13 protein-coding genes are annotated in these 14,541 nt (G+C 52.1%); 8 read left to right on the forward strand and 5 right to left on the reverse strand.

Translation table 11 applies throughout. The annotated features are described in order from the left end of the window. Positions 1-6: 6 nt before the first annotated feature. From B076_RS0111010 to B076_RS0111040, 7 genes are all read left to right on the forward strand, one after another. Positions 7-669, forward strand: a complete 663-nt coding sequence (locus tag B076_RS0111010) for a DUF4390 domain-containing protein (protein ID WP_084205770.1) — start codon at positions 7-9, stop codon at positions 667-669. After that, complete coding sequence (locus B076_RS0111015; protein WP_028487365.1) at positions 666-2,855, forward strand: ATP-binding protein; 2,190 nt, start codon at positions 666-668, stop codon at positions 2,853-2,855. Before B076_RS0111010 ends, B076_RS0111015 begins: the two co-directional genes overlap by 4 nt. Continuing rightward, positions 2,852-4,201 carry a sigma-54-dependent transcriptional regulator gene (locus B076_RS0111020; RefSeq protein ID WP_028487366.1) on the forward strand — a complete coding sequence of 450 codons (1,350 nt, stop codon included), beginning with the start codon at positions 2,852-2,854 and terminating at the stop codon, positions 4,199-4,201. Before B076_RS0111015 ends, B076_RS0111020 begins: the two co-directional genes overlap by 4 nt. Before the next feature lie 72 nt (positions 4,202-4,273). Next, a complete protein-coding gene (gene trkA / locus B076_RS0111025) occupies positions 4,274-5,674 on the forward strand; it encodes a Trk system potassium transporter TrkA (protein WP_028487367.1) in 1,401 nt (466 codons plus the stop codon). A gap of 47 nt (positions 5,675-5,721) precedes the next feature. Beyond that, positions 5,722-7,173 (forward strand): TrkH family potassium uptake protein, encoded by a 1,452-nt coding sequence (locus tag B076_RS0111030; RefSeq protein WP_028487368.1) that lies wholly within the window; start codon positions 5,722-5,724, stop codon positions 7,171-7,173. 17 nt (positions 7,174-7,190) lie between these two features. After that, positions 7,191-7,781, forward strand: a complete 591-nt coding sequence (locus B076_RS0111035) for a class I SAM-dependent methyltransferase (protein ID WP_028487369.1) — start codon at positions 7,191-7,193, stop codon at positions 7,779-7,781. Between the two features lie 30 nt (positions 7,782-7,811). Next, complete coding sequence (locus tag B076_RS0111040; protein ID WP_028487370.1) at positions 7,812-8,747, forward strand: DMT family transporter; 936 nt, start codon at positions 7,812-7,814, stop codon at positions 8,745-8,747. Between the two features lie 46 nt (positions 8,748-8,793). Here B076_RS0111040 and B076_RS0111045 read toward each other — a convergent pair whose 3' ends face one another. Continuing rightward, on the reverse strand, positions 8,794-9,735 hold the full coding sequence (locus B076_RS0111045; RefSeq protein ID WP_084205771.1) for a lysophospholipid acyltransferase family protein: 942 nt from the start codon (positions 9,733-9,735) through the stop codon (positions 8,794-8,796). 2 nt (positions 9,736-9,737) lie between these two features. Then, complete coding sequence (locus B076_RS0111050) at positions 9,738-10,631, reverse strand: ATP-binding protein (RefSeq protein WP_084205799.1); 894 nt, start codon at positions 10,629-10,631, stop codon at positions 9,738-9,740. Between the two features lie 109 nt (positions 10,632-10,740). Between B076_RS0111050 and B076_RS0111055 the strand changes: the two genes are divergently transcribed. Next, complete coding sequence (locus B076_RS0111055; protein ID WP_157753558.1) at positions 10,741-11,769, forward strand: DUF3616 domain-containing protein; 1,029 nt, start codon at positions 10,741-10,743, stop codon at positions 11,767-11,769. 40 nt (positions 11,770-11,809) lie between these two features. Here B076_RS0111055 and B076_RS12810 read toward each other — a convergent pair whose 3' ends face one another. Genes B076_RS12810 through trmA form a run of 3 tightly spaced genes read right to left on the reverse strand, consistent with a single transcriptional unit; the run spans position 11,810 to position 14,421 of the window. Next, positions 11,810-12,481: an MOSC domain-containing protein gene (locus B076_RS12810; RefSeq protein WP_051347320.1), complete on the reverse strand. Its 672-nt coding sequence runs from the start codon at positions 12,479-12,481 to the stop codon at positions 11,810-11,812. A 52-nt stretch (positions 12,482-12,533) separates the two neighbouring features. After that, a complete protein-coding gene (locus tag B076_RS0111065; RefSeq protein ID WP_028487374.1) occupies positions 12,534-13,298 on the reverse strand; it encodes a sulfite exporter TauE/SafE family protein in 765 nt (254 codons plus the stop codon). A 31-nt stretch (positions 13,299-13,329) separates the two neighbouring features. Next, a complete protein-coding gene (gene trmA, locus B076_RS0111070) occupies positions 13,330-14,421 on the reverse strand; it encodes a tRNA (uridine(54)-C5)-methyltransferase TrmA (protein WP_028487375.1) in 1,092 nt (363 codons plus the stop codon). Positions 14,422-14,541: the final 120 nt, after the last annotated feature.

Below are 14,541 nucleotides of genomic sequence, written 5' to 3' on the forward strand. Positions count from 1 at the left end.
AAACGGATGGTTCAGTCTTCACACACACACCCAGGCATGATTCCCATCCAGGACTTAAAAGACGGGGGATTACCCCCAAACGGGCACATAAAAAAATTACTGACAGGCCTGCTGGTTTTGGGGATGCTGCTGTTTTCCGTGACAATCTCGGCTTCCGACGAAATCCGCATTATGCAGGTCACCGACTTTCAGGAAGACCAGTTGCTGATGTTTGACTCTCAAACCCAGTTTCATCTTCCTGATGCGGTGATCGATGCCATTCACAATGAAATCACCCTCACCTTCGAAACCTCGATCATCTTTACCGAACACCACCGCATGCTCGGCATTAAATACGACCGTGAGCGCAAAAACATTCAATACCAGACCAAATTGCACTATTCCGCTTTCAGCAACCGCTACACTCTAACCAATGAACGCAATCTCAACACTCAGACATTCGGCAGCCTCAAAAAAGCGCTGAGCACACTGGGTACCCTGGCGTCCTTTCCGGTGTTATCCTTATCCGAACTGCATCCGGGGCAAAAATATACCCTAAAATTGAGAATCCGCCTCAACCCATGGCGGCTTCCCGCACCCATGGTGCTTAATTCTCTGCTGGATTCGGATTGGCAGCTCAACAGCGGCTGGTTTGAAACCACCATTTACACCCCCAAGAGTTGGTTATGAAGATAACAAGCTGGCAATTCATCAAACAATATGGCTGGCTGGCAGTGCTCTCCAGTGCGATGCTGATCGCACTGGTGATGATGAGTCAAATCCTACAAAACGCCTCGGAATTCGCCGAAGCCTACTCCAGCCTCCTGCTGTTCACCTTCGCCGGCATCAGCGTGTTGCTGGTCATGCTGGTGCGTACCTTATTGACCTTACGCAAACGTTATCTGCAGAAAACCCCCGGCATCAAAATCACCTTAAGAATCACCGCCATTTTCACCTTCCTGATTGGAATACCGGTTGCCATCATTTTCTATTTTGCCTTGAACTTCATCCAACAAGGCATCAACCAATGGTTTGACGTCAAGACCGAAACCGCCTTGAGCAACGCCACCTCACTGGTGCGCATCACTCTGGACAACAAAACCATAGACAGCCTCAACCTGACCTTGAGTGTGGCTAAAGACAACCGCTCACTGTTGGCCTCGTCGCCGTTCATCGGGGTGAGTACCCTGCGCACCAAACTCAGTGCCCAGGAAGTGGCACTCTACCACTCCAACCAACAATTGATTGCCTTCAGCAGCCTCGACGAAACCGACATCCTGCCGGTGCCGCCCGGCGACAACCTGTTTCAGCAGATCCGCCAGAAAAAAACCTATGCGGCGGTGGAGACCCTTCCCGGGGCCACCCGCGAACAGGAAATCATCCGCGTCATCATTCCATTTTCCGACATTCAACTGAACGGCAACTATGCGCTCCAGGTCATCTTCAATGTCCCGGCCGGCATCAGCGAACTGGCCGACTCGGTCAAGGTGGCCTCGGGGCAATACAAAGAGCTCTCCTACCTCAAAGGCCCGCTGACCGCGAGTTTTACCCTGATCCTGTCAATGGTTCTACTGCTGACGTTGGTCACCGCCTTACTGTTCACCATTCAGGCGGTTCAAAACCTGACACGCCCGATCCGAACCCTGGCACGCGGAACCGCAGCGGTGTCGCGCGGTGATTACAGCATTAAAATGCGTGCCGACAGGGAGGATGAGTTCGGCACCTTGATCAAATCCTTCAACGACATGATTCAGAAAATCGCCCAAGCGCGCAACGACATCAAAATCGGGCACCAGCAAACAGAAGTGCAGAAACTCTACCTACAGGCAATCATCCAAAACCTCTCCAGCGGGGTTTTGACTTTTGACATGAACAATCGCCTGCGCACCTCCAACGATGCCGCCGCCACCATTCTCAACACCGACCTGACCCGGCACATCGGCAAGCCCTTTGAAGAACTCATACAAAGCGAGGACAGCACCCACCTCAAAGCCTTGTTCGACCACATCAAACCAATGTTCGACAAAAGTGTCAAACCGTGGAACATGCAGCACAAGTTCTCCTGCAAACAGGGGCAAAAAATCCTGTTGTTACACGGTTCGACCCTGCCCAGCATCGACAAGAAAATCGGCGGTTTCGTTATCGTCATGGACGACATCACCGAACTGGTGCAAGCACAGCTTAATGCAGCCTGGAGTGATGTCGCGAGGCGTTTGGCGCATGAGATCAAAAATCCATTGACGCCGATCCAGCTCTCCGCCGAACGTTTGAACTACAAACTGCATACCAAGCTTGAATCTGAAGACCAGGCGTTACTGGCGCGAATGACCCATACCATCACCGAGCAGGTCTCCACCATGCAAACCCTGGTGCAGGCTTTTTCTGAATACGCTAACACTCCGGAAGTTCAGGTGCGTAAACTGGACGTGAACCAGCTGATTGATGATGTGACCCTGATGTATCAAGGGCCCGATGTGCGCTGTAAAATCATTCAGGACCTGGATGCACAGTGCCCGCAGATGATGGTTGACGCCTCCAGACTGCGCCAGCTGTTCCACAATCTGATTAAGAATGCCATCGAGGCAACCGAAACCACCCCTCAAGCTCATGTTAAAATCACCACACAGTGCGCAAACGACCTTAGCGAACTGGAGATTACAATCTGCGACAATGGTCCAGGAATCGGTGAAGAGGCGAAAAACTGGATTTTTGAGCCCTATGCTACCGACAAGCCCAAAGGCACCGGCTTGGGCTTAGCCATTGTACGCAAGATTGTAGAAGAGCATAATGGACAGATACAGGTGGAGTCTTCCCCGGAAAGTGGCACCTGTTTTATCATCAATTTACCGATTATAGTGAGTGACACGCCAGCATGAAACCAGGCAAGATCTTAATTGTGGATGACGAAAAAGACATTCGTAATTTGATGCGCGAAATCTTCGAAGAAGAAGGTTACCAAATCGAGACCGCCGCCAATGGCGTCCAAGCCAAAGCCGCATGGAAAACCAAGGTGCCGGACGTGATTTTCTTAGACGTCTGGATGCCCGACATCGACGGCATCACCCTGCTCAAAGAGATGCAGAACGACCCGCTTCTGGAACAGACCAGCATCATCATGATGTCCGGCCACGGCACCATTGAAACCGCTATTGAAGCCACCAAACTTGGCGCCTATGACTTTCTGGAAAAGCCGCTCTCGCTCGCAAAACTGATTGTCATCGCCGAACGGGCGCTTGAACATACCCGCCTGAATCAGGAAAACCGTCAACTCAAGCAAACCCTGCCTGAACAGATCCTGCCCATCGGCAAAAGTAAACTCATCAGCGCCCTGCGTGACTCCATTGAACGCCTGGCCAAATACAGCATGCCCATCCTGGTGATTGGCGAAGCCGGCAGCGGCAAAAAGCATTTTGCCAAGGCGGTGCATAAAACCAGCGATCGAAAAGAGGCAGGCCTGTTGGTTTTTTATGCATCGGATTTCAATGATTTAGCTCAAAAAGCCTGGGAGGAGAACAGCACCGAACTTCTGACTCAGCTTCGCCAGATTGATGGCGGCACGCTGGTGATTACCGATGCCGACCTGCTCAGCCCACAAAGCCAGGTGATTCTGGCGGGCATCATGCTTGACCACCGCTATCAAAACGCCCACCAGCAAGAGGCCATGCAGCTTGATATCCGCGTCATCGCCCTTACCAAAACCGGACTGGAAAACGTGCATCATAAAGGCGAATTTCGCGACGATCTTTACCAGCGTTTTCAGGTCATGCCCATTCACATTCCAGCACTCAGACAGCATACCGAGGACATTCCCGAATTGATTGGCCATTTCATCAATCAATTTGTAACTCATGATGGCCTGACTTACCGCGATTTCACGGTCTCCGCGCAAAACATCATGCGCCAGTACAGTTGGCCGGGAAACCTACGTGAATTGCAGAACCTGATTCAAAAACTGCTAATCCTCGGAAACGGCGATATTGATGACGCCGAAGTGAAAGCCGCCCTGACACAATCGGAAGCGGCCGAACTCAGTGCACTGGAAGTGGACACCGGCATCAACCTCAAGCAGGCAAAAGACCAATTTGAAAAAGCCTATTTAAGTCAGCTTCTGAGGGAAACCGGCGGCAATGTCTCGGAAACGGCAAAACGTTCGGGAATTGACCGTACCAACCTTTACCGCAAACTGAAAACCCTGGGGATAGACCCAAAAAACCCGGTTTAACCATATTTATTAAGTTGTTTTCAGCGTAGAATACGGTTTGAATATGGCATTACTTAAAGAACCTTACACACTATGAATATCGTGATTTTAGGAGCAGGTCAGGTCGGTTCCTCCTTGGCTGAGCTACTGGCAAACGAAAACAACGACGTCACCGTGGTCGATTTGGACAGCGCCAGCCTGCAACGTTTACAGGACCGTTTGGACATTCGCACCGTGTGCGGTCACGCCTCTCACCCCGATGTGCTTGAACAGGCCGACCTTGAAGAGGCGGACATGCTGATCGCCGCGACACAAAACGACGAAACCAATATTCTGGCCTGCCAGATCGCCCATATTCTCTATAAAACCAACACCAAGATTGCCCGTGTACGCAGCGGCTCCTACCTGGATCACCCGGAGATTTTCAGTCGTAACTATACCTCTGAAGCCTTGCCGATCGACGTGCTCATCAGTCCGGAAACCTTGGTCACAAACTACATTCTACAGTTGATCGAATATCCGGGCTCGCTACAGGTCATCGACTTTGCGGAAGGCAAGGTGCGTTTGATTGCGGTGCGTGCCTTTAAGGGAAGTTTGCTGGTAGACAAACGCATCAGCGAACTCAAAAACTACCTGCCCAAAGAGGTCAAAACCCGCATCGTTGCGATTTACCGCAAGGATGAAGTGGTCATGCCCAACGGCAATGCCACCATCAAAGCCGAAGATGAAGTGTTCTTTCTGGCCGAACCCAAACACATTCCCGCGATCGTTGAAGAGTTGCGACGCCATAAAGAACGTCCTTCGCGTAACATCATGATCGCCGGCGGAGGAAACATCGGCTTTAACCTGGCCAAAGAGTTGGAAAAGGCCCATCAGGTCAAACTCATCGACCACAATATTCAACAAGCCAGACAGGTCGCCGAAATTTTGGATCACACCATCATCATTCATGGCGACGTGGCCGACAAAGATCTGCTTCTTGAGGAAAACATCGATGAGATCGATCTATTTGTGGCGGTCACCAACTCGGATGAGGCCAACATCATCTCCGGCATGCTGGCCAAGAAATTAGGGGTGCGGCGTGTCATTGCCCTGGTCAACAACCAATCCTACATCGAGCTGATTCAGCTAAACAGCATTGACGTCGCCATTTCCGCCGACCAAATCACCACCAGTAAGTTGTTGCACTATATGCGACAGGGAGACACGGTACAGGCCGCCACCCTCCGTCGCGGTGCTGCCGAAACCATGGAGGTGATTGCCCACGGCAGTGAAAACAGCTCCGAGGTCATCGGCAAACGTATCGGCGAAATCCAATGGCCAAAAGACCTCACCGTCGGCTGCATCATTCGTGAAGACCAGGTTTTGATTGCCCATCGCGATCTGGAAATCGAAGCTCAGGATCATGTCATCCTGTTCTTGACCGACCCCAATTGCGCCGAAGAGGTCGCCAAACTGTTTTCGCCGACTGAATCCACCGGATGGCTCAGTTAACCCAATGAACCATCAAGCCGATAAAACAAAGCGATACTAGAAACTCCATGCATTCAAAAATCATTACCAAAGTTCTCGGTCTGTTGTTGATGCTTTACAGCGTAAGCCTAGTGCCGCCGTTACTGGTCTCTTTAGTTTATCGGGACGGCGCTACCTTTGCATTCAGCAGTGTATTGATCGGTGTCTTGCTGCTAGGATTAGTGCTGTGGTACCCCATTCGCAACCACAAACAGGACTTGAAAATCCGTGATGGTTTTTTGGTGGTGGTGATGTTCTGGAGTGTACTCGGCCTGGTGGGTGCCTTGCCTCTCTATATCGAAAAAGAAGTGCCCTTAAGCCTCACCGATGCCATTTTTGAATCCTTTTCAGGCCTGACTACAACCGGTGCCACGGTCATGAGCGGACTGGACAACATGCCACACGCGATTCTGTGGTACCGCCAACAACTGCAGTGGATGGGCGGCATGGGGATCATCGTATTGGCCGTCGCCATCTTGCCGATGCTCGGTATCGGGGGCATGCAGCTCTACCGCGCGGAAACTCCGGGGCCGATGAAAGATTCTAAAATCGCACCGCGCATTTCGGAAACCGCCAAAACCCTCTGGTATCTTTACCTCGGGCTCACAGTCTCCTGCGCGGTCGGCTACTGGTTTGCCGGAATGAACTGGTTTGACGCTTTTGGCCACAGTTTCTCAACGGTGGCGATTGGCGGCTTTTCAACCCATGACGCCAGCATTGGGCACTTCAACAGCACCGCAGTTGAAACCGTAGCCATTATTTTCATGTTTTTGTCCGGCATCAACTTCGCTTTGCACTTCACGGCCTTTCATCGACTTAATGTCGCGCCCTATCGTTTTGACCCTGAATTCCGCGCCTACGCCACCCTGCTGTTTTTGGTGACCGCCATTGTCACCAGCTACCTCTATTTCCATGAAGTGTATCCAACCTGGGAAGAAGCCTTCCGTTATGGGGTCTTCCAAACGGTCTCCATCGCCACCACCACCGGCTTCGCCAACGCCGACTTTGCCGCTTGGCCAGTGTTTCTGCCTATCCTGCTGATTATGATGAGTTTTATCGGCGGCAGCGCCGGGTCTACCGCCGGGGGCATGAAAATGATCCGGTTTGTGTTGCTGTTCAAACAGGGGTCGCGCGAAATCCGCAGCCTAATTCATCCCAACGCCATCATGCCGGTTAAACTGCAAGGCAAGCCCATTCCCGAGAAGGTCATGACCGCCGTTTGGGGTTTCTTCTCGGTTTATGTCTTCACCTTCGCTATCCTGCTGCTGATTATCATGGCTCTGGGAGTCGACCAGGTCACAGCATTCTCCGCCATCGCGGCGATGATGAACAATCTGGGGCCCGGCCTGGGAGACGTCGCCAGCAACTATGAAACCATGAGCGATCCGGTCAAGTGGGTGCTCACCTTGGCGATGCTGCTGGGACGTTTGGAGATTTTCACTCTGCTGGTTCTGTTCACCGCCGCCTTTTGGCGCAAATAGACACAGGAGACCTGAATATGAGTAATAAGGCCGCCCAGAAATGGGATGAGAAATACGCCTCCGCCAGTTTGAAGACCCCGGCCAATCCATGTTTTGTGCTCAAGCAGCACAGCCGACTGTTACCCTTTAACGGACGCGCCTTGGAAGTGGCCTGCGGACTGGGTGGAAACGCGCGCTTTCTGGCTTTATGCGGCCTCAAGACCGAAGCCTGGGACATCTCCGATACCGCCTTGACCCTGCTCAACAACTGGGCCAGCCTGAATCACCTGCCGATTCAGCCGCTGATAACCGATCTGGAGCAGATGCTGCTGCCTTATCAACAGTTTGACGTGATTGTGGTGAGCCGCTATCTGGACCGAAAACTCTTCAGCCAATTGGAAAACGCACTCAAACCGGGTGGTCTGTTGTTTTACCAAACCTTTTTAGCACCGGTGCAGGACAATGCGCCGAGCAATCCCGATTTTTACATCCAGCCCGGAGAATTCAACCAGGCCTGCCCAAACCTGCAAACGCTGGTTTATGGCGAAGGCTGGCTGGCGAATGAAAACAGTGTGTCGTCCGCTGAAAAACAGCGTTACGCCTGGTATGTCGGGCGCAAAAGCCAATAGTATGACGCGACTGAACCGCCCCCTTTCAACATGATTTTTATCAGACACGCCTCGCCGAGGGCAATCGGTTTCTTTCTGGCTATTTTCGGCACGGCCCTGTTTTCCATCAAATCGATCTTCATCAAACTCGCCTATGCCGAAGGATTGGATACCGACAGCGTTTTGATGCTCAGAATGGCGATCGCGCTGCCGGTCTACCTGCTGATGATGGTCTGGTTGCTACGCGTCAATAAAAGCGTTCCGCTGCTGAGCGGCAAACTTCTCAAGATCACCTTTCTGGGATTCATCGGTTACTACCTTTCCTCCTGGCTCGACTTGAAAGGATTGGAAATGATCTCCGCACAACTGGAAAGACTCACGCTCTTCACCTACCCGATCATGGTCGCTTTACTGGGCGCGCTGTTTTTCAAAACGCCTTTGACCCGAAAAATCATTCTGGCATTGGTCATCACCTACGGCGGGCTTTTGGTCACCTTTTATCAGGAGCTGCACTTCAGCGGCACCAACACAAGCCTGGGCACCCTGTTGGTCTTTCTGGCGGCGCTGAGCTTTTCATTTTACGTGCTGTTCGGCAAGAAATTGATTCATCAGGTGGGCAGTCTCTGGTTCACCAGTCTGGCGATGGCGATTTCCAGCGCTTTCGTATTGGTTCACTATCTGCTGTTAAACGATATTTCCAATCTCGACGTCAGCGCCATGGCGTGGCTGTGGCTGTTTCTGCTGGCGATTGTCAGTACCGTCATCCCCAGCTTCATGATCAGCGAGGCGATTGCCAAGATCGGCCCGGCGCAAACCGGCATAATCGGCACCTTGGGGCCCTTAGTGACCATTGTGTTGGCGGTATGGATTCTGAACGAACCCTTTACGATCTGGCATGCGTTCGGGCTGATTCTGGTCATCGGCGGCGTCACCATTCTGACCCACCAGCCAAAACCGACAACCAACCCGAAAACGCATCAACCCTAAAACGGACAGGCCTGCTCAAAATCGTTTGATTTAGAACAGGAAACGCTCATGACTTATAGATGTCTTCCACACCGGCGGGCGGTTTACGGTAACGTTTGTAGGACCATAGATACTGTTCCGGCGCAATGCGAATACAGGCTTCCACCCCTCGGTTGAGTGCCGCTGCGGCCAAGGTCTCGTCTTCGCTGGCCACCTCGTCTTCCGCCGGCAACACATGCAGGCGATAGCCTTGTCCTTTGGGCAGACGCTCCATGACCACAAACAGAAACGCGCAGTCCGATTTTTGAATCAATTTCGACACCAGCGTCATGGTGCGCGCCGGACGACCGAAAAACGGTGCATAAACGCCACCTTTTTTGCCCGGATCCTGATCCGGCAAAATCGCCGAAAGCTGCTGTGCCTTCAGCGCCTTGACCAGATAACGCACACCGCGCATATCGGTCGGTGCCAACTTGGCACCGTAACGGCTGCGCGCCTCAACCATAAACGATTCCACCGAAGGAATATTGGGCGGACGGTAAAGAAAGGTCGAGCTTTGCGTCGTCGAGGTGTACATGCCGTTGACTTCCCAAGCGCCGATATGCGGCGCCAGCAGCAATACCCCTTTATGCTGTTCACGGGCTTGGTCCAATAATTCCTGCCCTTCGACTTCCTTAATCAACGGCAGCAATTTTGATTGCGGCCAACACCACGCCGGTCCCAGTTCGGTCGTCACCTGACCGAGATGGATGAGGCTGCGTTTGACCAGTCGGCGCTGCTCTTGCTGGGTTAATTCCGGAAAGGCGACGGCGATGTTCTTTTGCGATACCCGTTTATTGCTGTTTGGAATCCACCATAACAGGGTACCGATAAACGTACCCAAAGCCTGATTCCAGCGCAACGGCAACCAACTGAAAAACACAATCAGACCTTTCAAAACAGCGCCCAACCAGGCCTGCTTATTTTGGTTTTTTGTGCGATTGGCTGTTTGCTTGCCCGGGTTACTCACGATTACTCCCCAGTCTTTTCGGCGATTTTATCATCCGAATTCGGTTCGGAAAGCGACAAGGCCGCCTGACCTTCGTGATTATCATCGGCAATCAAAGGCTGCATCGCCGTCCAAAGATTGGCGTACAGGTGTTTGTTCTTTTTTTCCTGCTCAAGCAGCAGTGCTTTGGTTTCGGCACGCGCCTGCGGTTTGGCGTAGCAAGCCGGGCAGTTGTCCGGAATCACCGGCAAATGCGCCGCCTCGGCGAAATCGCGCGTCTGGTTTTCACGCACTCGCACCAACGGACGGATAATGCGGATATCGCCGTCGTCGTTCAAATAGTGGGCTTTCATGGTGCGTAACTGTCCGGCATTGAAGGCCGACATCACAAAACTCTCGGCCAGATCGTCCAGATGCTGCGCCAGCGCCAAAACGTTATAACCTTCGCGGCGACACACCGTATAAAGTATTCCGCGTTTCTGACGGGCGCAGAAACTGCAGAACGAATCGCCCTTCATGCGCTCATCGGCCAGCCCCACCATGTCTTCGCTTTCGTAAAAATAAGGTACGTCCATTTTCGCGCACCACGCTTTCAGTGGCGACGGATCAAATCCCGGAATCTCCGGATCGATGGTGCAAGCCGCCAACTCAAACTTGATCGGCGCATGACGTTGCAGGTGTTTCAGAATCACCAGCAGACTCAAGGAATCCTTACCTCCGGACAAGCCCAACAACACCCGGTCACCGTCGCGCAACATCTTGAATTGCGCCATCGCACGCCCCACCGGCTTCATGATCGCCTTGGGCGGCTTGATCCAATCTTTGGTGCGCTCTTTTTTGCTCAATTTCTTTGGGTGGTCGGCATCGGACTTGAGTGTCTCTGCCTCGGTCTGTTGCTCAGTCTGTTTTTCAGTCATTGGGTCACCATTGTTTTTCATAGGGGCTATTTTACACAATCCGTTATAATCGCGTTTTGAATAAACTTCATTTGCCGCCGATGTGCAAATGGCTTACGAGATCAAAACCATGTCGATTCCCACTCATTCCTGGCTTCAACTTCTTACCATCCTGGTGATGACCACATTGGCCAGCCTCAGCCAAGCCAATGTTTCTGTACCGAGCGCGCAAAAGCAACAGGCCTGGTCATTTTCCGGGCCGTTAAATATCGACCCACTCAATATCAGCGGTCTGGTTGTCACCCAACAATTCACGGCCCTGGCCAGCGACGAAGGCCAGAGCATTGAACTGTTCACATTCCAACAGACTGAGCAAAAAAAATGGAAAAGCCTGGCCACCGTCCCCCTCAGCCAAAAGGACGACGAACTCGACATTGAAGCCCTGGCCTGGCAAGCGCCCTACCTGTATGCAATCGGTTCGCATGGGGTGAAACGAAAAAAACTCAAAGCCGGACTCTCACAAAAACAGAATGAAAAACGGCTTGAAACGGTGGTGCGTGAACCGGCCAGGCATCAGTTGTTTCGCATCAAGCTGGATGACCAGCTGAAGGTTATGGAAACACATTCGCTGTCATTGGATTCGATCCTGCAACAGGAAGACATTTTGAAGCCTTTCAGCAAACTTCCCAGCAAAGAAAACGGCATTGATATTGAGGCATTGGCGATCGATGAAAAAGGCCGCTTACTGGTGGGCTTCAGAGGCCCGGTATTACGCGGCAACACCCTACCGGTGCTGCGCCTTAAACTGAACAAGCGTGAATTTGCGGTCAAAAAACACAAGCTGCTGTACCTGCACACCGACAACGGCGGCGGCCTGCGCGGCATGAGTGAAACCGAAAATGGTTTTTTGATTTTAAGCGGGCCGGTTGGCAACCAGAGCATGCCCTATCAAGTGGCTTTGTGGAGCGGTGAAAATGCCTTAAAGGGCAAAGACCAACCCTCAGGCGCAGTGAAAACCCTGTGTCATTTACCCACCTCGGCAGGCAAACCCGAAGGCATTCAATTTATCTCTCAAAGCCACAAACTAATCGAGTTTATGATTGTCCAAGACGGTCTGCCAAATGGCCAGCCTACGCTATTCAGCTGCCCCTCCCGGTAAGTTTAAGCCGCAAGTCGTGCCGATCTTACTCGTGCCTGTATTAGCTGGCCTGCTGGATCAGTTTGGCAATCGCCTTTCGCCAGGCCTCTGATAAAGCCGGATGCGCCGCAGCCTGCTTGAGCAAAGCCCAGTCGGCTTCCGAGCGATGATAATGTTTGGCTAAAAACAGGTCATGGATCGTCAGCTTGGGTCTGGTTATGCCATCTTCTGGTTCAAAAGGTTTCTTTTTGACCTCGTCGCCTTTTTTCAAAAGCCCTTCTTGCAACACCCGGCAATAGAAGCCCACATGGCCGCTTTGCGAATAGGCGTCCAAAAATTCCGCAGCGGAACTCCAGTCCGAAGTCTCCAACACCTGTTCGGCCAGTTTCCAGCAGGGTGAACGCGGCTGGGTGACTTCCAATACAACACTGCCCACCAGCAAACGCTCTCCCAAACAAACCTGTTTCTCATCCAGCCCGGAAATCGTCAGGTTTTCCCCTAAATACCCATAGGGCGCCTGAATCCGAAAACGTGCATAATTCTCTTCCGGCATCACAAACACCGCCTTGTCAGCACCGCCATGGTTGATCAGGTCGGCCTGCTCATCACCTTCCAGACCCAAAAACCCAACCTGAACCAGGCCGTGAACATGTCCCTTATGAATCGCCGAAGAGACTCCATCTCGCCAAGCCACTTTCTTGGCCGGGCCGACATTGACTGCTTTCAACTGCATAACACCCTCCTGTCTAGGAAATCTCTGGTTGAATCAGAGCTTCCCGAGAGGATTAAAATAACCCCGGAAGATTTTTGTAGAGAATGAAAATCCCCATGAGTACAAGAAAAACCGCAAAGCCTTTTTTAAGTAGCTCCTGATTGATTTTACTGCTGATTTTGTGACCCAGCCAGCCCCCGACAATACCGATGACGGAAAAGATGCCGATAATCGACCAATCCAGGCTCAAGTCCAAAGCCTCCAAAACCTGCAGGTAACTCACAAAACCGGCCAACGAATTGATGGCGATGATCACCAAGCTGGTGCCCACCGCCAGACGCATCGACAAACCACCCAACAGCACCAAAGCCGGAATGATCAGGAAGCCGCCGCCTACCCCGACCAGACCGGTAATCGCGCCCACCACAAACCCGTCCAAAGCGATTTTGGACATGGCGCGTTCACTATGTTCGGTGTTGGCGTCGTCGAGTTTCACCGGGCGGAACATCAAAAAAGACGCGCTCAGCAACAAGACCGCAAACACCAGCATCTGCAAGGCATCGCTGACATAGTGCGCGGCCCAGGCACCGGCCGCCGCCCCCATCATTCCCGGCACCCCAAAGAGTACCACGGTTCGCCATTTAACTTGCTTCTGGCGTGCGTAAGGAATGGCTGAAAACAGACTGATGATCCCCACAATGACCAAAGAGCCGGCAATCGCCACCTTGGTTTCCTGCCCGACCACATAGGTCAACACCGGAACGGTTAAAATCGAACCGCCGGAACCCAACAAACCTAAGGTCAAACCAATCAATAAAGCGCCTATCCAAGCCAACATTGTCTATTCCTTGCTGTTTACGTTATCTATATTATTTACGTTTTAAAAACACACCGCTTTCAATGTGGTGTGTATAGGGAAACTGGTCAAACAGAGCCGATTCCACCACCTCGTGCGTCGCCGAGATAGATTCCAAATCCCGCGCCAGGGTTTCCGGGTTACACGAAATGTACAAAATGCTCTCATACTCACAAACCATCTTGCGCGTCAGATCATCCAGTCCGGCACGCGGCGGATCGACCAGAATCGCCTGAAAATCATAACTCGGCAAATCCACATCCTTTAGGCGGTTGAAGGTTTGACCCTGCAACGCCAAGGACACCTCTTCGGCGGCCATCTTCACAATGGTCAGGTTCTCCACGCCATTGGCGGCGATATTGAACTGCGCCGAGTGCACCGAGGTTTTGGAGATCTCGGTTGCCAACACCTTGCGGAACTTGTCGGCCAGCGCGATCGAGAAATTGCCGTTGCCGCAATAAAGTTCAATTAAATCGCCCTGACCGTCAAGATAGCGCTCGCACATCTGCCGCGCCCAGCCCAACATCTTTTGCGCCACAAACGCATTCGGCTGGGTAAAGCTGTTTTCAATTTGCTGGTAGATGAAAGTCCGCCCGTCAACCTGAAGTTTTTCCACCACGTAATCTTTGTCCAACAGAATTTTCTGCTTGCGGGCGCGGCCAATGACATGATCAATCGGCAAGCTCTGCTTGAGTTTGGCCACCGATTCCAACCAGGCCTGGTCATTTTCAATCGGACGACGATAGATCAAGGTCACCAACATCTCGCCGCTTAAGGTCGCCAGAAAATCCACCTGAAACAACTTCAAACGCAAGACCGGATCGGCCACAATCTGCGCCATCAGTTTCGGCATCAGCTCGTCAATCGCCTGAATCGCCATCGGGCAGGACTTGATCGCCACCTTCTCGCGGGTTTCGGGGTTGAACATGATGTAATCGCTTTGCTCGCCCTCGTGCCAAATGCGAAATTCGGCGCGCGCCCGGTAATGCGAGGCAGGCGATTCAAACACCTGCAAATGGGGTAAATCCGGAAGCAAATCCGTTAAACGCTGCACCTTTTCGGCCAGCTGAGTTTCATATTGTTGGGGGAAAACTTGGCAGAGCATCGCGTTTCCATGGTGTCATGCTGAAAATTCGAGAACCTTGCCTAAAAAGGCTTGTAAGATCTCTGTGGATATAAGTGGGCAATTATACTTGATTCATCCCCCGGCTTGAGCATTTTCCCG

Source organism: Thiomicrorhabdus chilensis DSM 12352, from assembly GCF_000483485.1.
GTDB classification, from domain to species: Bacteria; Pseudomonadota; Gammaproteobacteria; order Thiomicrospirales; family Thiomicrospiraceae; genus Thiomicrorhabdus; species Thiomicrorhabdus chilensis.

Excerpts from the sequence above, each read along its gene's own strand:
- B076_RS0111010 (WP_084205770.1), top strand. The coding sequence starts at position 7 with ATGGTTCAGTCTTCACACACACACCCAGGCATGATTCCCATCCAGGAC.
- B076_RS0111015 (WP_028487365.1), top strand. The coding sequence starts at position 666 with ATGAAGATAACAAGCTGGCAATTCATCAAACAATATGGCTGGCTGGCA.
- B076_RS0111020 (WP_028487366.1), top strand. The coding sequence starts at position 2,852 with ATGAAACCAGGCAAGATCTTAATTGTGGATGACGAAAAAGACATTCGT.
- trkA (WP_028487367.1), top strand. The coding sequence starts at position 4,274 with ATGAATATCGTGATTTTAGGAGCAGGTCAGGTCGGTTCCTCCTTGGCT.
- B076_RS0111030 (WP_028487368.1), top strand. The coding sequence starts at position 5,722 with ATGCATTCAAAAATCATTACCAAAGTTCTCGGTCTGTTGTTGATGCTT.
- B076_RS0111035 (WP_028487369.1), top strand. The coding sequence starts at position 7,191 with ATGAGTAATAAGGCCGCCCAGAAATGGGATGAGAAATACGCCTCCGCC.
- B076_RS0111040 (WP_028487370.1), top strand. The coding sequence starts at position 7,812 with ATGATTTTTATCAGACACGCCTCGCCGAGGGCAATCGGTTTCTTTCTG.
- B076_RS0111050 (WP_084205799.1), bottom strand. The coding sequence starts at position 10,631 with ATGACTGAAAAACAGACTGAGCAACAGACCGAGGCAGAGACACTCAAG.
- B076_RS0111055 (WP_157753558.1), top strand. The coding sequence starts at position 10,741 with ATGTCGATTCCCACTCATTCCTGGCTTCAACTTCTTACCATCCTGGTG.
- B076_RS12810 (WP_051347320.1), bottom strand. The coding sequence starts at position 12,481 with ATGCAGTTGAAAGCAGTCAATGTCGGCCCGGCCAAGAAAGTGGCTTGG.
- B076_RS0111065 (WP_028487374.1), bottom strand. The coding sequence starts at position 13,298 with ATGTTGGCTTGGATAGGCGCTTTATTGATTGGTTTGACCTTAGGTTTG.
- trmA (WP_028487375.1), bottom strand. The coding sequence starts at position 14,421 with ATGCTCTGCCAAGTTTTCCCCCAACAATATGAAACTCAGCTGGCCGAA.